This is a genomic window from Mesorhizobium sp. M1406 (assembly GCF_040317555.1).
Lineage (GTDB): Bacteria > Pseudomonadota > Alphaproteobacteria > Rhizobiales > Rhizobiaceae > Mesorhizobium.
Window position 1 is genome coordinate 94,390 of sequence record NZ_JAMYKW010000004.1, and the last position, 22,524, is coordinate 116,913.

Consider the following 22,524-nt stretch of genomic DNA (forward strand, 5'->3'; position numbering starts at 1 on the left):
CATTTTCGTTCGAACTGCCTCACCGAGAATATATCATGCTGAATGCCGATCCGCATCGTTGTCATCTGAACGTCTTGCGCGGATCGAAGGCATCGCGCGTCGCCTCGCCGACAAAGACCAGCAGCGACAGCATCAGCGAGATGACGATGAAGCCGGAAATGCCGAGCCACGGCGCGTTGAGGTTGCGCTGCGCCTGCTTGAGCAGTTCGCCGAGCGAAGCGGAGCCGGGCGGCAGGCCGAAGCCGAGATAATCGAGCGAAGTCAGCGTCGAGATCGAGCCCGAGAGCAGAAAGGGCATGAAGGTCAATGTCGCCACCATGGCGTTGGGCAACAGGTGCCGGAACATGATGGTGCGGTTGGGCACGCCGAGCGCGCGCGCCGCGTTGACATATTCGAAGTTGCGGGCGCGCAGGAACTCGGCCCGCACCACACCGACCAGCGCCACCCAGGAGAACAGGAGCATCAGGCCGAGCAGGATGAAGAACCCCGGCGGCAGGATAGCGGCGACGATGAGCAGGAGGTAGAGCACCGGGATCGCCGACCAGATTTCGATGAAACGCTGGAACAGCAGATCCGTCCAGCCGCCGAAATAGCCTTGCACGGCGCCGGCCGCGACGCCGATCAGGGCCGATCCGGCGGTCAGGATCAGGCCGAACAGCACCGAAATGCGAAAGCCGTAGATGACGCGCGCCAGCACGTCGCGCGCCTGGTCGTCGGTGCCGAGCCAGTTCCAGTTGCCGACGACGCAGGCCGGGTCGTCAGCACCTTGCGGATACTGGTTGCATCGCGTCTTGGCGTCATACTCCCAGGACGGCTTGGCCGGGGCCGCCTCCGGAATGGCGTTGTTGACGGTCTGATAGGAGTAGCGCACCGGCGGCCAGATCATCCAGCCATTGGCGCTGATCTCGTCCTGGATGACCGGGTCGCGATAATCGGTGACGGCGTAGAAGCCGCCGAATTTTTCCTCGGGATAGGCAACCAGCACGGGAAACAGGATCTCGCCCTTGTAGGAAGCGATGATCGGCTTGTCGTTGGCGATGAATTCGGAAAACAGCGACAGCACGAACAGGACGAGGAAGATCCACAGCGACCAGTAGCCGCGCCGGTTGGCTTTGAAATTCTGCAGGCGGCGCTTGTTGAGCGGCGACAGAAACGGCCGCTTGATCCGCGCGGGTGCCGCTTCCGCGGTGACAGTGGCCTCCGACATCAGACGTCTCTCCGCTCGAAATCGATCCTCGGATCGACCCAGGTGTAGAGCAGGTCGGACAGCAGCCCGACGAGCAGTCCGAGCAGCGAGAAGATGTAGAGGTTGGCGAACACCACGGGATAGTCGCGCTCGACCACCGACCTGAAGCCGAGCAGGCCGAGACCGTCGAGCGAAAAGATGTTCTCGATCAGCAGCGAGCCGGTGAAGAAGGCCGAGATGAAGGCGCCGGGAAAGCCGGCGATGACGATCAGCATGGCGTTGCGGAAGACGTGGCCGTAGAGCACCTGCCGTTCCGACAGGCCCTTGGCGCGCGCCGTCACCACATACTGCTTGCGGATCTCTTCGAGGAACGAGTTCTTGGTCAAAAGCGTCGTGGTGGCGAAGGCCGACAGCACCAGCGCCGTCAGCGGCAAGGTCATGTGCCAGAAATAATCGACGATTTTGCCCCACCAGGACAGCTGATCCCAATTGTCCGAGGTGAGGCCGCGCAGCGGAAACCAGTCCCAGAACGATCCGCCGGCAAACAGCACCATCAGCATGATGCCGAACAGGAAGCCCGGGATGGCATAGCCGACGATGACGACGCCGCTGGTCCAGACGTCGAACGCACTGCCGTCCTTGACCGCCTTGCGGATGCCGAGCGGGATCGAGATCAGGTAGGATAGGAGCGTGATCCACAGGCCGATCGAGATCGACACCGGCATTTTTTCGAGGATCAGGTCGAGGACCGAAATGTCGCGGAAATAGCTGTCGCCGAAATCGAACCTGATATAGTTCCACAGCATCATGCCGAAGCGCTCGAGCGGCGGCTTGTCGAAGCCGAACTGCTTTTCCAGCTTCTTGATGAATTCGGGATCGAGGCCCTGCGCGCCGCGATATTTCGAACTGACATCGCTGGCGGCATCGAAATTGGCGCTGCCGCCTGCGTCGCCACCACCACCACCGCCGAGGCGGTCGCTGCCGCCCTGGTTGGTCAGCCTGGCTATGACCTGCTCGACCGGCCCGCCGGGGGCAAACTGGATCACGGCGAAGGATATCGCCATGATGCCGAACAGCGTCGGGATCATCAAAAGGATGCGGCGCAGGATATAGGCGCCCATCAGATGTTGTCCTCCTCGAGGCGGGCCACGGAGCCTGGAAGTACCTCCAAGGCAATCGCTGCAGGCAAATTGTCGGCGCCTGCGCCGCCCCTCATTGTCCTGCCGGACATTTCTCTCCGTATAGAGGCGGGGAGAAAGGGGCTGGCCGCGATCTCGGCGCTTTTATCGCGACGGTTGTGATTGGCGAAAGCATCGATGAACGCGCCCCTCTCCCAGTCACTACACGGGGAGAGGATGCCGGCAGGCAGGTGAGGGGCGGCGCCAACGCCCGCAAGAAATTCAGCCTTTGCCAATTTTCGCAGCCTTGCCCTTATCGAACCACCACAGCGCCTCGACCGGAAAGCCGAAATCGGGCTTTTGTTCGGGAAAGCCGAACATGTCCCAATAGGCGCTTCGGTGATTCGCCAGAAACCAACTTGGAATCCAATCGCACCGCGCGCGCAAGACCCGGTCGAGCGCCCGCATCGCCACGGTCAGTGTTTCACGGTCCTTTGCCGCGCCGACGGCGTCGATCAGCGTGTCGATCGCGGGGCTCGAGACGCCGGGCAGGTTGCGTGACCCCGAGAGGTTGGCGGTGCTGGAATGGAAGAAGACCTCGACATCGTCGCGCGTCGGTGTCGCACTGAACGAGAAAGCGGCCGACAGCAGGTCGAAATCGAACGTTGCCTGTCTGGACTGGTACTGCGCCGAGTCGACCAGACGGATCGTGGCGTCGATGCCGATCGCCTTCATGTTGGCGACCCAAGGCGAATAGACCTGCACGAATGTGTCGTCGTCGACCATGAATTCGGCCGAAAGCTTGTTGCTTTTGTCGTTGACGACGAAGTCGCCGGACCGTTTCCAGCCCGCTGCGTTGAGAAGCTTCGCCGCCTTGCCAAGCAATTTGCGGTCGCGGCCGGAGCCGTCGGATGCGGGCAGAGCCACGGCCGCGCCGAACGCTTCTGCCGGAATCTGCCTGCGCAGCGGCTCCAGCAAGGCCAGTTCTTGCGGCGAAGGCGGTCCCTCGGCGCGGAAGTCCGATTTCTCGAAGCAGGATTGCGAGCGCTCGTAGGAACCGTAGAAGAAGTTGCGCCGGGTCCATTCAAAATCGAAGCAGAGAGCGATCGCCTGGCGCACGCGCGCGTCGCGAAACTGTTCGCGCCGTTGATTGACTGCGGTTCCCTGCATTGTCGGCCGCTTTTCCGCTGGGAATTCGTGTTTGATCACCTTACCGGCGGAAAATGCGGGGAAATCATAAGCGGTGGCCCAGACGCGTGAGGTGAACTCCTCGCGGTAGGTGATTTCGCCCTTCTTGAAAGCTTCGAAGCCAGCCGCCCGGTTCTGATAGAACTCGATGCGAATGCGGTCGAAATTGTTCTGGCCGCGATTGACCGGCAGATCGCGGCCCCAATAGTCGGCAACCCGGTCATACTCGATCCATGCCCCGGCCGAGAATTGCCTGACTTTGTAGGCGCCGGAACCGAGCGGCGGGTTCAGTTGCGAACTGTCGAATGGATTGGCCGTGTAAAAGGCCGTCGACAGGATCGGGAACTCGACGATGTTGAGCACGGTCCGGGCCGATTGCTTGCCGGAAAAAGTAAGCCGCAGCGTGCGATCATCCAGCGCGACGGCGTCGACCATATGTGTCAGTGACAGCGACAGATCGGGATGGCCCTTGTCCTTGTAGAGCTTGAGGGTAAAGGCCGCGTCCTGCGCCGTCAGCGGCGAGCCGTCGTGGAAACGCGCTTCGGGGCGAAGCGAGAAGGTGAAGCTGTTGCGGTCGTCCGACAGCATCACGCCGTCGGCGAGTTGGCCGTAGACGGCATCGGGCTCGTCGAGCGCCCGCACCATCAGCCCGTCGAAGCACATCTCCATGCGCGGCGGCGCATCGCCCTTTTGGGTGAAGGAGTTCAGCGTGTTGAAGGTCAGGGTGTTCTGGTTGTAGCCCCAGTTCGGCGGCGAGAAGTTGAAGGTGCCGCCCTTCGGCGCATCGACATTGACATAGTCGAAATGCGTGAAATCCGGCTTATATTTGAGATCGCCGAAGGCTGACAGGCCATGCAGCTTGGTGCCGGTCGCAATTTCGGCAAAAGCCTTCCCGGGCAGCAGGGCCGCGGCCGCGGCCGCGCCGCCCAGTGCCAGGAAATCACGGCGGGGCAGCACCGCCGTCAATTGCTGCCCCTGTATTTGGCAGCCAGCGCCTTTTCCTTGTCGGGAACTATCCACCAGGAATCGATGTCGGCACCGATATAGGCGGGCTGCCTGTCCGGGAAGCCGAACTTGTTCCAGTAGGCCAGCCAGACCGCGGAGCGGTGATATTGCGGCACGACATAGAAGTTCCACAGCAGGATGCGGTCGAGCGCGTGCGTGGCGGCGACGAGGTCGTCGCGGTCGGTGGCGAAGATGATGCGGTCGACCAGCGCGTCGACGATAGGATCCTTGATGCCCATCAGATTGCGCGAACCGGGCGAGTCGGCGGCTTTCGAGCTCCAGAAGTCGCGTTGCTCGTTGCCCGGCGATTCCGACTGCTGCAGAATCCCGGTGACGACATCGAAATCGAAATTGTTGACCCGGTTGATGTACTGCGTCTGGTCGATGATGCGCAAAGTGGCGTCGACGCCGATCTTGCGCAGATTGGCGATGTAGGGACTGGCGATCACCTGATCGGTGTCGTTCCAGCCGAGGATTTCGAATTTGAACGGCGCGCCGGTCTTGGCATTGACCATCTTGCCGCCCTTGATCACCCAGCCCGCCTTGGCGAAGAGATCGACCGCCTGTTTCAGGTACTTCCGTTCCGCTTGCGGCGAATCGTAGACCGGCAGCTTGAATTCCTGGGTGAAGAGTTCGGGTGGCAGCTTGTCGCGGTATTTTTCCAGGATCTCCAGCTCCTTGCCTTGCGGCAACCCGCTCGACGCCAGTTCGGTGCCCTGGAAATAGCTTGATGTGCGGGTGTTGAAGCCGAAGAACAGGGTGCGGTTCATGCTCTCGAAATCGAACGGGATGGTCAGCGCCTCACGCACCAGCCGGTCCTGGAACAGCGGCCGCCGCTGATTGAGGGCAAAGCCCTGCATCGGTTGCGGCGCCTTGGTCTGGAAGTCCTTCTTGATGACGTCGCCGGCCTTGAATGCCGGGAAGTTGTAGGCCGTTGCCCATTTGCGCGAGCTGAATTCGCGGTTGATATCCTCCAGCCCGCCCTTGGTGAAGGCGAGCCAGGCAGCGTTGTCGTCGAGGATATAGGTGTAGCGTCGCGTGTCGAAATTCTCGCGGCCGATCTTCACCGGCAGCTTGGCCGCCCAGTAGTCCGGCACGCGCTGCCAGATGATTTCCGAGCCCGGCTTGAAGCTGGCGATCTTGTAGGCCGCCGACCCGAGCGGAATTTCCAGCGTCGGCTTGGTGACGTCACGCTTCTTGCCGTTGGCATCGGTGCCTTCCCACCAATGCTTCGGCAGCACGGCGAGGTCGCCGATGATCTTGGGCAGTTCGCGGTTGCCCTTCTGGTTGAAATGGAATTCGACCTCGCGGTCCGAAATCGCCACTGCATCGGTGACATTGTCGAAATAGCGGCTGTATTGCGGACTGTTGGCCTTGAGCACCTGGAACGACCAGATCACGTCGTCGACGGTGATCGGCTGGCCGTCATGCCATTTGGCGCGCGGGTCGAGCCGATAGGTCGCCGAGGAATAGTCGGAGGGATATTTGTAGGCATCCGCGATCAGCGGATGGCTGGTGCTGCCTTCGTCGGTCGCCTGCTCCATCAGCGTGTCGTAGAGCAGGCCGCCGCCGAACCCGACCAGGCCGGCGGCCGGCGATCCCTGTACGATGTAGGGATTGAAACTGTCGAAGGTGCCGAGCACCACCGAATTCAACGTGCCGCCCTTGGGCGCGTCCGGATTGACGTAGTCGTAGTGCTGGAAATGGTCGCCGTATTTGGACTCGCCGATCAGCGATGAGGTGGTGCGCCATTCGTCGGCATGGCTCGTCTGCAATCCCGCCGCCAAAAGAGCTGCCGCCAGCATCGACTTGAGAAGCGTCCGGCCAACCGTCATGCACTATCCTCTTCGCAATGCCCGTTCATGGACAATCTAGACGATTTGGCGCTCGTGAAAACCGCCATGCGCGGCTTTGTCGCCGCCTATGCGGTTTTCCTAACGAAAAAGCCGGGCTGAACCCGGCTTTTTCAAGGTCGTCGAGATGATATCCGGTTATTGAGCGGGCGCCGGTGCGGGTGCGGCCGGAGCTGCCGGCTTGGCTGGCGCGGCACCTTCAGCCGGCTTCGCCGGGGCGGCACCATCGGCCGGCTTGGCGGGCGCGGTTGCGTCGGCGGCAGCGCCTGGCGCCGGCAGCGGCTTCGGATTGTCGGACAGCGTGCGTAGATAGGCGATGACGTTGGCGCGGTCCTCGTCCTTGGGCAGGCCGGCGAAACCCATGGCGGTGCCCTTCACGAATTTCTTCGGCGAGGTGATGAAGTGGTTGATGTTGTCGTAGGTCCACTTTTCGGCGCCGCCCTTGGAAAATTCCTTCATGCCGGCCGAATAGGCGAACCCTTCATGCTCGGCCACCGGGCGGTCGACGATATCCCACAGATCGGGGCCGACCTTGTTGGGGCCGCCCTTTTCGCCGGAATGGCAGGCCTGGCATTTCTTGAAGACGGCAGCACCTTGCTCGACATTGGCGGTCGCCAGCAGGTCGGCGATCGGCTTGGCTTCGGCGGCAGGCGCTGCCGGGCCGCCTTCGGCGGGCTCGGCGGCCTCGATGGCGAAACCGGGCTTTTCCGGCGCCGGCGAGGCAAACAGCGCGTCGGACACAATGCCGACCGAGAAGACGACGAAAACGGTTCCGAGCAATCCGGCGAGCAGTTTGTTGACTTCGGTGGAATCCATACGCCCCTTGCTCCCTTTTCCGGCGGACCGAACCGTCCACTCCGTCCGTCGGTATCGTGACCCCACCCTGCCAGGGCGGTCAAATCGGGCGGAAACTAGGTCTTTTGCTGCGGCGTTGCAACACCTATAAGGGCGCTTCCAGTGAGACCTTTTGCCACTTTCCCTGCCCTCTTTGAGACGCCTTGCACCGCGCATGTCCACGCTGATCTTGATCCCGGCCCGCATGGCCTCGACACGCCTGCCGGGCAAGCCGCTGGCCGACATCGCTGGCGCGCCGATGATCGTCCATGTCGCCCGCCGCGCCACCGAGTCCGGCCTCGGCCGGGTCGTGGTGGTGACCGACACGCAAAGCGTGGCCGATGCGGTGCGTGCGCATGGTTTCGAAGCCGTGATGACGCGCATGGACCACGAATCCGGCTCCGACCGCATTCACGAGGCACTGGTCGCGCTTGATCCCGAGCGCAAGGTCGAAACCATCGTCAATGTGCAGGGCGACCTGCCGACCATCGATCCCGGCATCATCGCCGCATCGCTCAGGCCGTTCGAGGATAGCGCGGTCGACATCGCCACCCTCGGTGTCGAGATCGTCCGTGACGAGGAAAAGACCAATCCCAACGTCGTCAAGATCGTCGGGTCGCCGCTCTCGGGCACCAGGCTGAGGGCGCTCTATTTCACCCGCGCCATGGCGCCTTGGGGCGACGGGCCGCTCTATCACCATGTCGGCCTCTATGCCTATCGCCGTGTCGCGCTCGAGCGTTTCGTCGCGCTGAAGCCGTCGCCCCTGGAACGCCGCGAACGGCTGGAGCAGCTGCGGGCGCTGGAAGCCGGCATGCGCATCGACGCCGAGATCGTCCAATCGCTGCCGTTGGGCGTCGATACGCCGGAAGATCTTGAACGCGCCAGAACGATCCTTTCAAACTGAGAAACCCGAGAATTGGCCCATGCCTGAAAAGACCAACAGAATATCCTTCCAGGGCGAGCCGGGTGCCAATTCCGACACCGCTTCCCGCAACGTCTATCCATCTATGGAGCCGTTGCCGTGCCCGACCTTCGAGGACGCGTTCAACGCGGTCGAGACGGGGAAGGCCGACCTCGCCATGATCCCGATCGAGAACACCATTGCCGGGCGGGTCGCCGATATCCACCATCTGTTGCCGGAATCAAAGCTGCACATTGTCGGCGAATATTTCCTGCCCATCCATTTCCAGCTGATGGCGCTGCCCGGGGTCAAACGCGATGAGATCAAGACCGTGCACAGCCACATTCACGCGCTTGGCCAGTGCCGCAAATACATCCGCAAGAACGGCTGGAAGGCGATCGTCGCCGGTGACACGGCCGGTGCCGCCAAGATGGTCTCCGAGGTCAAGGACCGCACCATGGCGGCCCTGTCGCCGGCGCTGGCCGCGACGCTCTATGGGCTCGACATCATCGAGCAAAATGTCGAGGACACCGACAGCAACGTCACCCGCTTTGTCGTCCTCACCAAGAACAACCAATGGGCCGAGCGCCCGTCACCGGACGTCAAGATGATGACCACCTTCATCTTCCGCGTCCGCAACGTGCCGGCCGCGCTCTACAAGGCGATGGGCGGTTTCGCCACCAACGGCATCAACATGACCAAGCTGGAGAGCTACCAACTGGGGGCTTTCACCGCGACGCTGTTTTATGCCGACATAGAGGGTCATCCGGAAGATCCGCTGGTCAAGCTGGCGCTGGACGAGCTTCGCTTCTTCTCACGCGAAGTGCGAATTCTCGGCGTCTACCCGGCCAGCGCGTCGCGTGAGCAGTGGAAGGTCGCTGACTAAATCACCGCGCCCAGCGGCACGTAGTCAATTTCCATGAATGTCTCGACCTCCGGCACCCAGCGGTCGCGCACGAAGGCGACATGGTCGGGATGATCGTTGTACCTGGTGTAGGCAGCCTGGTCGGCGAACTCCATCGAGAAGCCGAAATGATAATCGTTCTTGGGGCTGATCTGCCGCAATTGCTCGAAATGCGTGACGCCCCTGATCGCGGTGAGGATTTTCTTGGCGTCGACCAGGAACCTCCTTTCCTCCAGCGAATGTGGCGGATGCTTCAGCGTGAAGACGACGGTGTGACGGATCATTTGCTGCTCCTGAAATGTCTTCGATACTCGCTGCCATCATTCCGAATCGACCCAGGCGCGGATGAGGTGATGCGCAATGGCGCCTTTCGGTGGCGTGACCAAATTGCCGGGATGCTCCCTGGTCAGCATCGAACGCACCTCGTCGCGGGCAAACCAGCGGCAGTCCTCCAACTCGTTCAAATCGGCCTGGATATCGTCGTTGAGCGGCTCGCCGAAGCAGCCGATCATCAGCGAATAGGGAAACGGCCAGGGCTGGCTGGCGTGGTAGACGACACGGCCAAGCCTGATGCCGGCCTCCTCCAGCGTCTCGCGGCGCACCGCCGCCTCGATCGTCTCGCCCGGCTCGATGAAGCCGGCAAGGGCCGAGTACATGCCCGGCGCGAAATGCCGGCCGCGCCCGAGCAGGCACTTCTCCCGCGTCGCCGTCAGCATGATCGCCACCGGATCGGTGCGGGGAAAATGCTCGGTGCCGCAATTCGGGCAATGCCGCTTGTAGCCGCCGGCCCGCATCTGCGATTGCGTGCCGCATTTGCTGCAGAAACGATGGCTGGCATGCCAGGCGAGCAGGGCCGCCCCTTGCGCCATCGCGCCGGCAGCCGCCTCGTCGATCAGCCCTTGCATATAGACCGAGCGATAGTCGATGGCCTTGATGGTTTCCGGCAATTGCTCGGCGTCGATGCCGGCCGGCACCGCCAGCACCGGTCCAAGTTCGGAAAGGCCGAGCAGGATGCCCTGCGCCAGGGAAACCTTGAAGGGCTCGCTCTCGGCGGCGCCGAACCAGGGGTTGAGACCGCTGCCATCCCCGAGCTTCAGATAGAGCCGCCCCCCATTCATCAACAGTAGTCGCGTCGCCGGGTCGGCGAGCGCCTTGTTGACCGAATCGTCGGCGCGGTTTTCAGACTGCCGGTCGATGGTGTTGCCGGCAAAGCCGACGAACTGGCTCGGCTCGCGCAAGGGCGCGTCAAACAGGCGGAAGCTCATGGAGACTCTGGGGTAGGTTGCGGAATGGACACGGGGAACGCTTATAGCGCCGCCTTGATCGTTTCGGCAAACCGCCGCAGGTCGGAACGTTGATAGGGCTCACGCAGGCCGTGTCCCCACACCGGGCCTGGCCAGCCGGGATCGCCTTCCGAACGCGCAATGACGTGGATGTGCAACTGGCGCACGATGTTGCCAAGCGCGCCGGTGTTGATCTTGGTGCAGCCGGTCGCTTTCTTCAGCGCCTGCGCCACCATATTGGTCTCGAAGGTCAGCATCGCCTGGTCGAGCGGCGTCATGTCGTGGATCTCCTCCGCGCCGGGCCGCTGCGGCACTAGGAGCAGCCATGGCCAGCGGCGGTCGTTCATCACCCGCAATTCGCACAGCCCAAGCCACATCAACTGCTCGCTGTCCGCCTCCAGCCGGGCGTCCAGCGTGAATCCGGCCTTCAGGCCCGGCAACATCGGCGTTTCCCTTGCTTTTCTTGGTTTCTTCAAACGCAGGAACGCTAGAGCGGCGGCAAGAGGGCTGCAAGCGAATCATTGCGCCCCTCGCGGTCGGCAGCTTTTCACGATAGGAATTTTTTCTTGATTTCGTGACCTCAGCTATGGTACGTGTTTGCCCATGGTGCTGATTTGCGCCAGTGACCCGCCGTACAGGCGGGTTTTTCGTTTGATGCTCAGCCCAACGCGCTGGCGAATGCTGCGAAGGAACCGGGGATTTCTTCTGCGCACTTGCATTTCATCGTCGAATTGCCGATATGGACAGCGGGAGGTTGGTGGTGGACGATCCACTCGCCAACCGGGTCAGGTCCGGAAGGAAGCAGCCCTAACGAGCCCGGAACGGGTCATTGTTCCAGCCTCCCACCTCATCGGCCCCTCTCGCGACATTGACGACGCATTGCAGCGCGGGCGAGACTATGCGCAGGAATCGGCCGCCTTCGGGCGCGGCCATTTGGAGCTTTACGGGCGTATGAGCGAAGCCGGCAATTCGGGACCAAAAAGCCTGGAGAATGGCAAGGCCGCCGCCTATCGCGTGCTGGCGCGCAAGTACCGTCCTTCGAATTTCTCCGAACTGGTCGGCCAGGAGCCGACGGTGCGCACCCTCACCAATGCCTTTGCCACCGGCCGTATCGCCCAGGCCTGGATGCTGACCGGCGTGCGTGGCGTCGGCAAGACCACGACGGCGCGCATACTCGCGCGTGCCCTGAACTATAAAACCGCTGATATCGACCAGCCTTCGGTCGACCTTGCCGTGCTCGGCGAGCATTGCCAGGCGATCATGGAAGGCCGCCATGTCGACGTCATCGAGATGGACGCCGCCTCGCACACCGGCATCGACGATATCAGGGACATCATCGAGCGCGTGCGCTACGCGCCGGTCTCGGCCCGCTACAAGGTCTACATCATCGACGAAGTGCACATGCTGTCGACGCAGGCCTTCAACGGCCTGTTGAAGACGCTGGAAGAACCGCCGCCGCACGTCAAATTCATCTTCGCCACCACCGAAATCCGCAAGGTTCCGATCACCGTCCTGTCGCGCTGCCAGCGCTTTGACTTGAGGCGCATCGACGCTGGCGCGCTGGTCGCGCATCTTTCCTCGATATCGGCCAAGGAAGGCATTTCGGTCGACGACGACGCGCTGGCGATGATCGCCCGCGCCGCCGAAGGCTCGGCCCGTGATTCGCTCTCCATCCTCGACCAGGCGATTGCCCATGGCGCCGGCTCCGTCAGCGCCGATGCGGTTCGGGCGATGCTGGGGCTCGCCGACCGCGCCCGCATCGTCGACCTGTTCGAACATGTCATGAAGGGCGATGTGGCGGCCGCCCTTGGCGAATTCCGCGCGCAGTACGATACCGGCGCCGATCCGGCCGCCGTGCTGACCGATCTTGCCGAGTTCAACCACCTGGTCACCCGGCTGCGTTTCGTGCCGACGGCCATCGAGGACGCCTCGCTCTCCGAAGACGAGCGGCAGCGCGGCGCGGATTTCGCCAGGACACTGTCGGTCAGGGTGCTGTCGCGGACATGGCAGATGCTGCTCAAGGGCATTCCCGAGGTGCAGTCCTCCAACAGGCCGGTCAGTGCGGCTGAAATGGTGTTGATCCGGCTGGCGCACGCCGCCGACCTGCCGACGCTGGACGAAGCCTTGAGATCGCTCGAGGGCGCTGCGCCGGCGCAAAATGGCGCGCCGCGTCCGAATGGCGCGCCCGCAAGTTCCGGCAATGGCAGTGGCGCCAGCGCGGTGGCGCAGACGCGCATGCCTGCCGGATCGGGCGGCGCACAGACCATGCGGCTGGTCGAAGCCACGCCCGCTCCCGCTGCCTTCGTCGCTCCGCCGGAACCGGTCGCGGAAGCGCAATCGGTGCCGCTGAAATCGCTGGCCGACATCATTGCCCTGGCCGACGCGCAGCGCGACATCGCCTTCAAGGTGCTTGTCAAGAGCTGCATCCGTCTCGTGCGCATCGAGCCCGGCCGTATCGACGTCGGCCTGACCAGCGACGCGCCCAAGATGCTGCTCAACGACCTGACGACGAAGCTGCGCGCCTGGACCGGCCGCAACTGGCTTGTCTCGCTGTCGAAGGAAGAGGGTGGCCAGACGCTCGCGGAAATGGAATCGGCCAAGCGCGAGAACGCCTTCCTCGATGCCAAGAGCGACCCGACGGTGGCCGCCATCCTGGCGCGCTTTCCCGGTGCCAAGATCATCGACGTGCGCATTCCAGACGCGCCGGAAGCCGAAACGACCGAGGCCGAAGTGCCGGTCGAGCCGCTGGCTGACGACGACGAAACGTGATCCAGCCACGAATCCGCAAAGGACCCGACCATGAAAGATCTTCTCGGCCTGATGGGCAAGGCGAAGGAAATGCAGGCCAAGTTCCAGGCCATGCAGGACGAGATCGCCACGCTGGAAGCATCCGGCCAGGCCGGCGGCGGCCTCGTCAACGTCACGCTGACCGGAAAATTCGAGATGAAGTCGCTGAAGATCGATCCATCCCTGTTCAAGGAGGACGATGTCGAGATCCTCGAGGATCTGGTGCTGGCCGCTCACAATGACGCCAAGACCAAGGTCGAGCAGATCATGCAGGAAAAGACCAAGGCGCTGACCGCCGGTCTGCCGATCCCGCCGGGAATGAAACTGCCCTTCTAGCGTTCGGCGCGCCCCCCGTGATCGACATGACCGACGAGCCCTCCGAAAGATTGATCGAGCAGCGTATCCGCAACAGGATCTATGAGATCCTGGAAATCCTGGCCGATTGCGACGGCGGCGTCGATCTCGTCGGCATCAAGGGTTACTTCGATCTGTTCGAGGATTTCGTCCATCGCCCGTCGATCGAAGCCGGCACGTCGGCGCTTTCGAAGGACGAACGCGCCATCGTGCTGGAGATCGCCGAATTCCTGGAAGCGGCCTGCGAGACAAACCCGGACTTCACCAAGGCCGAATTCATCGAAAGCGACTGGCCGGCAAGGATCGCGCCGACGGCCAGGGACGCGCGGACGCTGTTCCTCCGGCGTGGCCTGTTTTCGGAGAAAATCGAAGAGGCTGAACCTGGCCAACCGGCGGCGATTGCGGCCGGGCGCTGGCCCGCATAAAGCCATGCAACTGTGCCAATTTGGCAACAGGACCCTATTAATAACGTTTTGGCCATCTTTTTGCCTGAAAGTGTCTCATTCTTGCCGCAGCCTGGGGGCGGGCATGGAAGTGAGAGGGTTACCTGTTGATTGCCACGCGATGGAAGACGCCGCTGTTGCTCGGCGCCGTCATTTCACCCTTGTTTTTGGCTGCCTGCAGCCAGACCACTTCGCACGGCATGTCCGTCGCCAGCCTGACCGACGCCATCACGCCGAGTTTCCTGAGTTCCCGGGCCTACAGCCATACGCCGAAGGACAAGGAATGCCTGGAAAGGGCGATGTTCTTCGAGTCCAATCGCTCGAGCCGCGACGGCATGATCGCCGTCGGCACGGTGGTGATGAACCGGCTTCGCTCCGGTAACCACGGAAGCACCATCTGCGAGGTGGTGGGCGAGCGCGGGCAGTTCGCGCCTGGCGTCATGACGAGGCCGATGAATTCGCGAGCGCTGCCCGATGTCGAGGAAGCCGCCGATGCCGTGCTCAAGGGCGAGCGCAAGGCCAAGCTGAAAGATACGATGTATTTCCACACCGCCGGGCTGCGCTTCCCTTACAAGAACATGCACTACACGATGGTTGCCGGCGGCAATGCCTTCTATGAGAAGCGCGGCCGCAACTGGCAGCCGTTGCCGGATGAGCCGCGGGTCGCCATTGCCTCGGCTGCGCCCGAGAAGCCGGCCGCACCGGTGACAATGGTCGCTTCCGCCGAGCCGGCACGTCCGGACACGACGGCAGCCGTTCGATCCGCTGCTGTCCAACAGACGTATGTGACCGCGGCCGCCGCGCCGCCCGCGAAATCCGCGCGTGTCTCGGCGGAGCCGATGGTGGTCGCGATGCAGGAGCCGATGGAAGAACCGGATGCCGCCCGTTTTGGCGGAACCCTGAACACAAGGGTCATCTCCTCGGTTCAAAACGCGCCGCAGGAGGCGTCGATGGGATTCCAGTCGACGCCTGAGAACACCGACGCCATCGGCGCGATGATTATCAGCCAGGGCCGGCCGCTCGAAACCAACTGATTCGCGCTCCATGGTCCGCCCGATGGTCCACCAAGCCAATATGGCGGGTCATGCGGACACGGGATGTTTCAAAGCGCTCTGAAAAATCCTGGAGCGGTTCATCGTTTCGCGGAAACGGTGAACCGCTCCAGCTTTTCGTTTTGACGCAGCTCCGGATGGAAAACCGCTTCGCACTTTTCCTGGAATTGCTCTAGATCAGAGCGATGTCCAAGCGAATCGCCGGTCCCGAGATCGAACGCCTGATCCAGCTCCTGGCCAAGGTGCCTGGGTTGGGTCCCCGCTCGGCCAGGCGTGCCGCCCTGCATCTGATCAAGAAGAAGGAACAATTGCTGTCGCCGCTCGCCGCCGCCATGGCCGAGGCGGCCGACAAGGTACGCATCTGCTCGACCTGCGGCAATGTCGATACGTCGGACCCGTGCATGATCTGTACCGATCCGCGCCGTGACGCCGGCACCATCATCGTCGTCGAGGACGTCTCCGATCTGTGGGCGCTGGAGCGGGCGGCGGCGATGAATGTGCGCTATCATGTGCTCGGCGGGACGCTGTCGCCGCTCGACGGCATCGGTCCCGACCAGCTCAACATGCGCTCGCTGGTCGACCGTGTCGCCGGCGGCGAGGTCAAGGAGATCATCCTCGCCGTCAACGCGACGGTCGAGGGCCAGACCACGGCGCATTACCTGACAGACCAACTGGCCGGCTTCGACATCAAGGTGACGCGCCTGGCGCATGGCGTGCCGGTCGGCGGCGAGCTCGATTATCTCGACGAAGGCACGCTGGCCGCGGCGCTGCGCTCGCGGACGGCATTTTGACAAAGCTACGGGAGAGGGTGCGGATCATGATTGCTGCGCGTCCTTCGAGGCTGGGTGTGAAGGAACGCAAACCTCTCGGATTGGCTCTGTTTTCCTTTTTTGCAGTTCTTCTCGCGGTCCTCCTTTCCGCTCCCGCTTCCGCCGCCAAGATCGACGACCAATTCCGCGCCTGGCTGCAGAACGACCTTTGGCCGCAAGCCAAGGCGAAAGGCATCTCCAAAAAAACCTTCGACGCCGCATTCGATGGCATCAACCCCAACCTGAAGCTGCCCGACCTGGTCAAACCAGGCGAGAAGGCGACCACGCCGCGGAAACAGCACCAGGCCGAATTCGGCTCGCCCGGCGCCTATTTCGCCGAGAAGACGGTTCGTGCGGTGACGGCAGGCGGACGCGCGCGTGAGGCCACCAATGCCAGGACACTTGCGGCAATCGAAAAGCGCTATGGCGTGCCGGGCGAAGTGCTGTTGGCGATCTGGGGCCGTGAGACCGGCTTCGGCGCGGCGAAGATGCCTTACGACGCCTTCGAGGTGCTGGGGACCAAGGCGTTCATGTCGACCAAGAAGGATTTCTTTCGGACCGAACTCCTGGCCGCCCTCGAAATCGTCGAGCGCGGGCTGGCTCCGGTCGGCGCGATGAAATCATCCTGGGCCGGCGCGCTCGGCCAGCCGCAATTCATGCCGACCTCGTTCCTGAAACATGCCGTCGATTTCGATGGCGACGGCCGCGTCGACATCTGGAGCTCGACGCCGGATGTACTGGCTTCGATCGCCAACTACCTCGTCCATTATGGCTGGGTGAAGGGCCGCGGCTGGGGTTTCGAGGTGACCGTGCCCGAGGCGGTTTCCTGCGCGCTGGAAGGCCCGGACCAGGGCAAGAAGATCTCCGAGTGGGCGGCAATGGGCATCAAACGCGTCGGCGGCAAACCGTTTCCGGCGAGCGAGATGAAGGCCGAGGGTTTCCTGCTGATGCCGGCGGGACGCAGCGGCCCGACCTTCATCGCCACCCCCAATTTCTATGTGCTGAAGGAATACAACACCAGCGACCTCTACGCGCTGTTCATCGGCCATGGCGCCGATCGCATCGCCCATGGCGATCAGAATTTTGCAGGAAGCTGGGGCGCGGTCGGCGGGCTCCACCGTTCCGACATCGCCGTCCTGCAACGAGCGCTGGAGGCCAAGGGCTATGATGTCGGCAGCGCCGACGGACTGCCCGGCTTCAAGACCCGCCGTTCGATCGGCAAGTGGCAAGCCAAGAACGGCCGCGCCGCAACCTGCTTCCCCGATGCCGGCCTGGTAGCCACGCTGAAATAGCGCCGAAATCAGCAGGTTTTTCTCGATCGGCCGCCTCGACTGGCTGGCCTGGGCGCCGACAGGCCACCGGCCTTTCTGGCCCAATGAGTCGTCGTATAAATGCTCGTTGCCCGCCACGAGGCCGCCGGATATGGTGTTGACCAACTGGACAAAAACCGCAACGGTAAGAGATCAGACGGGCCGTCTCCAGGCCCGAAAAGAATTCCGCAACCCTGAGCCGGGAACTCAGGTCAACAAACAACAAAACAGGGAACAATCACGATGATGATGGAAAAGTTTGCTCTACGCTCCCGCACCTTGCTCGCGGGCGCAGCCATGTCCGCGCTGCTTCTGGCGGGCGCGCCAGCCGGTGCGGTCACGCCCGCCGACACGCTGGTCGAAGGTTTCGCGATCGACGACATCATCTCCATGGATCCCGGCGAGGCGTTCGAGCTGTCGACCGCCGAGGTCACCGGCAACACCTATGATCTGCTGGTCCGTCTCGACCTCAGCGACACCTCCAAGGTCAAGGGCGACCTCGCCGAAAGCTGGACCGTCTCCGACGATGGCTTGACCTACACCTTCAAGCTCAAGCCCGGCCTGAAGTTCGCATCCGGCAATCCGATCACCGCGGCCGACGTCGCCTATTCGTTCGAGCGCGCCGTAAAGCTCGACAAGAGCCCGGCCTTCATCATCGGCCAGTTCGGCATCAGCGGCGACAACGTCACCGAAAAGGCCAAGGCGGTCGACGATGGAACCTTCCAGTTCACCGTCGACAAGGCCTATGCGCCGAGCTTCGTCCTGAACTGCCTGTCGGCAACGGTCGCTTCGGTGGTCGACAGCAAGCTGGTCAAGGAACATGTCGTCACCGCGGCACCCACCGCCGATTACAAATGGGACAATGATTTCGGCAATGCCTGGCTGAAGACCGGCTATGCCGGCTCCGGCGTCTTCAAGCTGCGCGAATGGCGTGCCAACGAAGCCGTCGTCATGGAGCGCAACGACAATTACTACGGCGAAAAGGCCAAGCTAGCCCGCGTTATCTATCGCAATATGAAGGAAAGCTCGGCCCAGCGCCTGGCGCTCGAAGCCGGCGACATCGACGTCGCCCGCAATCTCGAGCCGAACGATCTCGACGCCATCGCCAAGAACGCCGACCTCACCACCACCAGCGCGCCGAAGGGCACGGTCTACTACATCAGCCTCAACCAGAAGAACCCGAACCTCGCCAAGCCCGAGGTCCGCCAGGCGTTCAAGTATCTGGTCGACTATGATGCCTTGAGCTCGACCATCCTCAAGGGCATCGGTGAGATCCACCAGACTTTCCTGCCCAAGGGCGTGCTCGGCGAACTCGACGAGAATCCGTTCAAGCTCGATGTCGCCAAAGCCAAGGAATTGTTGGCCAAGGCCGGTCTGGCCGACGGTTTCAGCGTAACCATGGACGTACGCACCGGCCAGCCGACGACGGGCATGGCGGAATCGATCCAGCAGACGCTTGGCCAGGCCGGGATCAAGCTTGAGATCATCCCGGGCGACGGCAAGCAGACGCTGACCAAGTACCGCGCCCGCAACCACGACATTTATATCGGCAACTGGGGCCAGGACTATTTCGATCCGAATTCGAATGCCCAGACCTTCGCCTCTAACCCGGACAATTCGGATGCCGGCAAGTCCCACACGCTTGCCTGGCGCAACTCGTGGGACATTCCGGATCTGACCAAGGAGACGGAAGCAGCGCTGCTGGAGAAGGACGCAGGCAAGCGCGCCGATATGTACAAGGATCTCGAGAAGAAGATCCTCGACACCAGTCCCTTCGTTATCATTCACCAGCAGCTGGAAGTGGTTGGCCTGCGCAAGAACCTCAAGGGCCTTGCGCTCGGCCCGAGCTTCGACACCAATTTCGTCGGGTCGGTCTCGAAAGAATAACGCCGCGGACGCGCCGCATGAGCGCGGTTGAAAACGAGGGCGGGCGCGGCAGCGCCCGCGCCGTCGCCATTGCATCATCGCTCGGCCGCTTCCTGGTCATCGCGATCACGACCTATCTTGGTCTGCTTGCGGTGACCTTCTTCATCGGCCGTGTCATCCCGATCGACCCGGTGCTGGCGGTGCTCGGCGACCGGGCGCCGGCCAATGTCGTCGAGCGCACGCGCCGCGAGATGGGCCTCGACCTGCCGTTGATCGAGCAGTTCTATATCTATGTGAAGAATGCCCTGAACGGTAATTTCGGCGTGTCCGTGCTGACCACAAACCCGGTCATGACCGACATTCGCCGGGCGCTTCCGGCCACGACGGAACTGGCGACGCTGGGAACGCTGATCGGCGCGCTGTTCGGCGTGCCGCTTGGTGTGCTGGCCGCGGTCAGGCGCGGCAGCTTCATCGACCAGATCGTGCGCATCATCGGCCTGATCGGCTATTCCGTGCCGATCTTCTGGCTCGGGCTGCTGGCGCTGGTGCTGTTCTACGCCAAGCTGCAATGGGTAGCCTTCCCGGCGAGGCTCGACGTCGTCTACGAATACACCTTCACGCCGATCACTGGTTTCTATCTGCTGGATTCCCTGTGGCAGGGGCAGTGGGATGTTTTCTATGATGCTTTCCGCCACATCATCCTGCCGGCCTCGCTGCTCGGCTACTTCTCGCTCGCCTATATCAGCCGCATGACGCGCTCGTTCATGCTCAACGAGCTGTCGCAGGAATACATCGTCGCCGCACGCGCCAAGGGCCTGTCGGAAACCCGCATCATCTGGGGGCATGCGCTGCGCAACGCCGCGGTGCCGATGGTGACGGTGATCGCGCTCTCCTATGCCGGCCTGCTCGAAGGTTCGGTGCTGACCGAGACCGTCTTCTCGTGGCCGGGTATCGGCCTCTACATCACCAACTCGCTGCAGAACGCCGACATGAATGCCGTGCTCGGCGGCACCATCGTCATCGGCTCGGTGTTCATCGCCATCAACCTGCTCTCCGACCTGCTCTACCGCGTGCTCGATCCGAGGACGAAGTCCGCATGAGCGTCGAGACCATCCAGAGCCGTCGCGATTGGCTGCTCAGCGACCGTCCGGCGTCGCGCATGCAGGCGAGGCTTGGCCGCGCCTATGTGGCGTGGCGGCGCTTTTCCGCCAACCGGCTGGCGTTTCTCGGCCTGCTCATCATCATCGCCTTGCTGGTCGTTGCCGCCCTTGCCGACGTGCTGGCGCCCTATTCGCCGACGTTTGGCGACCTGAAGAACGCACGTCTGCTGGCGCCGAGCGCCGAGCACTGGTTCGGCACCGACGATCTCGGCCGCGACATCCTTTCGCGCATCCTCTACGGCTCGCGCTGGACACTTTATGTGGTCATCCTTGTTGCCATCATCGCCGCGCCCATCGGCCTTCTGGTCGGCACCGTCGCCGGCTATGCCGGCGGCTGGACCGACGCCATACTGATGCGCATCACCGACATCTTCCTCGCCTTCCCCAAGCTGATCTTGGCACTGGCTTTTGTCGCGGCGCTTGGCCCCGGCATCGAGAACGCGGTGCTGGCCATCGCCATCACCTCCTGGCCGCCTTACGCCCGTATTGCGCGCGCCGAAACCCTGACAGTACGCAATTCCGATTACATCAAGGCGGTGCAGCTGATGGGCGCCTCGCCCTTCCGCATCGTGCTGCGTCACATCATGCCGCTCTGCATCTCCTCGCTGATCATCAGGGTGACGCTCGACATGGCCGGCATCATCCTAACCGCAGCCGGTCTCGGCTTCCTCGGCCTAGGCGCGCAGCCACCGCTGCCGGAATGGGGCACGATGATCGCTTCGGGGCGCCGTTTCGTGCTCGATCAGTGGTGGGTGGCCGGTGCGCCAGGCTTCGCCATCCTGATCGTCAGCCTTGGCTTCAACCTGCTCGGCGACGGGCTGCGCGACGCGCTCGATCCCCGGAGTGGTGACCAATGAGCGGCGACCCCAATCAGCAGCGATCAAAGAGCGCGTTGCTCGACGTAGAGGATCTGCGCGTCACCTTCCCGACCCGCACCGGGCTGATCGAGGCGGTGCGCGGCGTCTCCTTCTCGCTTGGCCGCGAGCGGCTCGGCATCGTCGGCGAGTCCGGCTCGGGCAAATCGCAGACCGGCCGCGCCATCATGGGCCTGACGCCGCCGCAGGCGCGGATATCGGCCGACAAGCTGGCTTTCGACGGCATTGACCTGCTCAGCGTCTCGCCACGCGAACGCCGGTCGCTGCGCGGAAAGCGCATCGCCATGATCCTGCAGGATCCGAAATATTCGCTCGACCCGGTGATGAGCATCGGCCGCCAGATCGTCGAGACGCTGCGCACGCATGAGAAGGTCGGCAAGGCCGAGGCGCGCGACCGCGCACTGGCGATGCTGGAGGCGGTGCAGATCCGCGATCCGGCCCGCGTCTTCGACCTGCATCCGCATGAAGTATCGGGCGGCATGGGCCAGCGCGCCATGATCGCCATGATGCTGATCGCCGGGCCGGAAATGATGATCGCCGACGAGCCGACCTCGGCACTCGACGTCACCGTGCAGCTCGACGTGCTCGGCATCCTCGACCGGCTGGTCGGCGAGCGCGGCATGGGACTGATCTTCATCTCGCACGATTTGCGCCTGGTCTCGTCCTTCTGCGACCGCGTCATCGTCATGTATGCGGGCAAGGTGGTCGAGCAGCTCAAAGCCTCGGAACTCGGCCGCGCCCAGCATCCCTACACGCGCGGCCTGCTCAACTGCATGCCCAAGATCGGCGCCGACCGTCACCCGCTGCCGGTGCTCGACCGCAAGCCGGAGTGGGCGGCATGACGTCTGCGATTGCCGTCGACGGGCTGGAAGTGATCTTCGATCGTTTTCGCGCGCTGAAGGGTGTCAGCCTCGACGTGCAGCCGGGCGAATCCTTTGGCCTTGTCGGCGAATCGGGCTCCGGCAAATCGACGCTGTTACGGGCCATCGCCGGCCTAGCGCCCGTCGCTTCGGGCAGCATCGCCGTCAACGGCAAGACGCTTGGTCCACGCCGCGACAAAGCCTTTTATCGCGAAGTCCAGATGGTCTTCCAGGACCCCTACGGCTCGCTGCACCCGCGCCAGACCGTCGACCGGCTTTTGCAGGAGCCGCTGGCCATCCATGGCTTTGCCGACGGCGAAAAGCGCATCCAGCGGGCGCTCGACGAGGTTGGTCTCGGCAACGGCTTTCGCTTCCGCTACTCACATCAATTGTCGGGCGGCCAGCGCCAGCGCGTGGCGATCGCCCGTGCGCTCATCCTCGAACCGTCGATCCTGTTGCTCGACGAACCGACCTCGGCGCTCGACGCCTCGGTGCAGGCGGAAGTGCTCAACCTTCTGGAAGAAGTCCGCCGGCGGCGCAAGCTGACCTTCCTGATGGTCAGCCACGACCTCGCTATCATCACCCATATGTGCGAGCGGCTGATGGTGATGCAAAGCGGCGAAGCGGTTGAGAATCTCGCGGCAGCGGATCTCGTCGAGCGCCGCGTGACCAAGGACTACACGCGAAACCTATTGCGAGCCAGCGATGGGTTTGTGCGGGCGTAGCCTCTATCGCT

Annotated in this window: 21 protein-coding genes and 1 other RNA gene; 14 read left to right on the top strand and 8 right to left on the bottom strand. The window is 62.9% G+C overall.

Annotated features, from left to right (window positions below; genetic code table 11):
• Positions 1-61: 61 nt before the first annotated feature.
• The 5 genes from NKH03_RS05705 to NKH03_RS05725 form a co-directional block, all read right to left on the bottom strand.
• Positions 62-1,207: an ABC transporter permease gene (locus NKH03_RS05705; RefSeq protein WP_352967558.1), complete on the bottom strand. Its 1,146-nt coding sequence runs from the start codon at positions 1,205-1,207 to the stop codon at positions 62-64.
• Positions 1,207-2,307: a microcin C ABC transporter permease YejB gene (locus tag NKH03_RS05710; RefSeq protein ID WP_352967559.1), complete on the bottom strand. Its 1,101-nt coding sequence runs from the start codon at positions 2,305-2,307 to the stop codon at positions 1,207-1,209. Before NKH03_RS05710 ends, NKH03_RS05705 begins: the two co-directional genes overlap by 1 nt.
• Positions 2,308-2,586: 279 nt before the next feature.
• Positions 2,587-4,458, bottom strand: a complete 1,872-nt coding sequence (locus tag NKH03_RS05715; RefSeq protein ID WP_352967561.1) for an extracellular solute-binding protein — start codon at positions 4,456-4,458, stop codon at positions 2,587-2,589.
• Positions 4,455-6,332: an extracellular solute-binding protein gene (locus NKH03_RS05720; RefSeq protein ID WP_352967562.1), complete on the bottom strand. Its 1,878-nt coding sequence runs from the start codon at positions 6,330-6,332 to the stop codon at positions 4,455-4,457. The genes NKH03_RS05715 and NKH03_RS05720 overlap by 4 nt, the downstream gene beginning before the upstream one ends.
• 156 nt (positions 6,333-6,488) lie before the next feature.
• On the bottom strand, positions 6,489-7,166 hold the full coding sequence (locus tag NKH03_RS05725; RefSeq protein WP_352872093.1) for a c-type cytochrome: 678 nt from the start codon (positions 7,164-7,166) through the stop codon (positions 6,489-6,491).
• A 193-nt stretch (positions 7,167-7,359) separates the two neighbouring features.
• On the opposite strand from NKH03_RS05725, the gene NKH03_RS05730 reads away from it, so the two are divergent.
• Both NKH03_RS05730 and NKH03_RS05735 read left to right on the top strand, forming a co-directional pair.
• Positions 7,360-8,088 (top strand): 3-deoxy-manno-octulosonate cytidylyltransferase, encoded by a 729-nt coding sequence (locus NKH03_RS05730; protein ID WP_352967564.1) that lies wholly within the window; start codon positions 7,360-7,362, stop codon positions 8,086-8,088.
• Between the two features lie 19 nt (positions 8,089-8,107).
• The gene (locus NKH03_RS05735) at positions 8,108-8,971 is read left to right on the top strand and encodes a prephenate dehydratase (RefSeq protein WP_352967565.1); all 864 of its coding nucleotides are present in this window, start codon (positions 8,108-8,110) and stop codon (positions 8,969-8,971) included.
• On the opposite strand, the gene NKH03_RS05740 is transcribed toward NKH03_RS05735, so the two are convergent.
• From NKH03_RS05740 to NKH03_RS05750, 3 genes are read right to left on the bottom strand one after another with little or no spacing between them, the layout of a single operon-like run.
• Positions 8,968-9,273 carry a Dabb family protein gene (locus NKH03_RS05740; protein WP_352604110.1) on the bottom strand — a complete coding sequence of 102 codons (306 nt, stop codon included), beginning with the start codon at positions 9,271-9,273 and terminating at the stop codon, positions 8,968-8,970. The two genes, NKH03_RS05735 and NKH03_RS05740, sit on opposite strands and share 4 nt — an antisense overlap.
• 36 nt (positions 9,274-9,309) lie before the next feature.
• Positions 9,310-10,254 carry an NAD(+) diphosphatase gene (nudC, locus tag NKH03_RS05745; RefSeq protein WP_352967567.1) on the bottom strand — a complete coding sequence of 315 codons (945 nt, stop codon included), beginning with the start codon at positions 10,252-10,254 and terminating at the stop codon, positions 9,310-9,312.
• Positions 10,255-10,295: 41 nt separating this feature from the next.
• The gene (locus NKH03_RS05750) at positions 10,296-10,715 is read right to left on the bottom strand and encodes an HIT domain-containing protein (protein ID WP_013527933.1); all 420 of its coding nucleotides are present in this window, start codon (positions 10,713-10,715) and stop codon (positions 10,296-10,298) included.
• A 306-nt stretch (positions 10,716-11,021) separates the two neighbouring features.
• On the opposite strand from NKH03_RS05750, the gene ffs reads away from it, so the two are divergent.
• The 12 genes from ffs (at position 11,022) to NKH03_RS05810 (ending at position 22,513) form a co-directional block, all read left to right on the top strand.
• An RNA gene (gene ffs, locus NKH03_RS05755) (signal recognition particle sRNA small type) lies at positions 11,022-11,118 on the top strand.
• 105 nt (positions 11,119-11,223) lie between these two features.
• Complete coding sequence (locus tag NKH03_RS05760; protein ID WP_352967568.1) at positions 11,224-13,041, top strand: DNA polymerase III subunit gamma/tau; 1,818 nt, start codon at positions 11,224-11,226, stop codon at positions 13,039-13,041.
• 30 nt (positions 13,042-13,071) lie between these two features.
• Positions 13,072-13,395, top strand: a complete 324-nt coding sequence (locus tag NKH03_RS05765; RefSeq protein WP_013527931.1) for a YbaB/EbfC family nucleoid-associated protein — start codon at positions 13,072-13,074, stop codon at positions 13,393-13,395.
• Positions 13,396-13,421: 26 nt separating this feature from the next.
• Positions 13,422-13,838 (top strand): hypothetical protein, encoded by a 417-nt coding sequence (locus tag NKH03_RS05770; protein ID WP_352967683.1) that lies wholly within the window; start codon positions 13,422-13,424, stop codon positions 13,836-13,838.
• Positions 13,839-13,963: 125 nt separating this feature from the next.
• On the top strand, positions 13,964-14,890 hold the full coding sequence (locus tag NKH03_RS05775; protein WP_352967569.1) for a cell wall hydrolase: 927 nt from the start codon (positions 13,964-13,966) through the stop codon (positions 14,888-14,890).
• Between the two features lie 203 nt (positions 14,891-15,093).
• Complete coding sequence (recR, locus tag NKH03_RS05780; RefSeq protein ID WP_352872101.1) at positions 15,094-15,699, top strand: recombination mediator RecR; 606 nt, start codon at positions 15,094-15,096, stop codon at positions 15,697-15,699.
• 26 nt (positions 15,700-15,725) lie between these two features.
• The gene (locus tag NKH03_RS05785) at positions 15,726-17,009 is read left to right on the top strand and encodes a lytic murein transglycosylase (RefSeq protein WP_352967570.1); all 1,284 of its coding nucleotides are present in this window, start codon (positions 15,726-15,728) and stop codon (positions 17,007-17,009) included.
• 261 nt (positions 17,010-17,270) lie between these two features.
• Entirely contained in the window at positions 17,271-18,914 is a 1,644-nt protein-coding gene (locus NKH03_RS05790) for an ABC transporter substrate-binding protein (RefSeq protein ID WP_352967572.1), read from the top strand.
• Positions 18,915-18,931: 17 nt separating this feature from the next.
• Positions 18,932-19,993, top strand: a complete 1,062-nt coding sequence (locus NKH03_RS05795) for an ABC transporter permease (protein WP_352967574.1) — start codon at positions 18,932-18,934, stop codon at positions 19,991-19,993.
• Entirely contained in the window at positions 19,990-20,910 is a 921-nt protein-coding gene (gene nikC, locus NKH03_RS05800) for a nickel transporter permease (protein WP_352967576.1), read from the top strand. Before NKH03_RS05795 ends, nikC begins: the two co-directional genes overlap by 4 nt.
• Positions 20,907-21,770, top strand: coding sequence for an ABC transporter ATP-binding protein (locus NKH03_RS05805; protein ID WP_352872107.1), 864 nt, complete (start codon positions 20,907-20,909; stop codon positions 21,768-21,770). The genes nikC and NKH03_RS05805 overlap by 4 nt, the downstream gene beginning before the upstream one ends.
• Complete coding sequence (locus tag NKH03_RS05810) at positions 21,767-22,513, top strand: ABC transporter ATP-binding protein (protein WP_352967578.1); 747 nt, start codon at positions 21,767-21,769, stop codon at positions 22,511-22,513. The genes NKH03_RS05805 and NKH03_RS05810 overlap by 4 nt, the downstream gene beginning before the upstream one ends.
• Positions 22,514-22,524 lie beyond the last annotated feature (11 nt).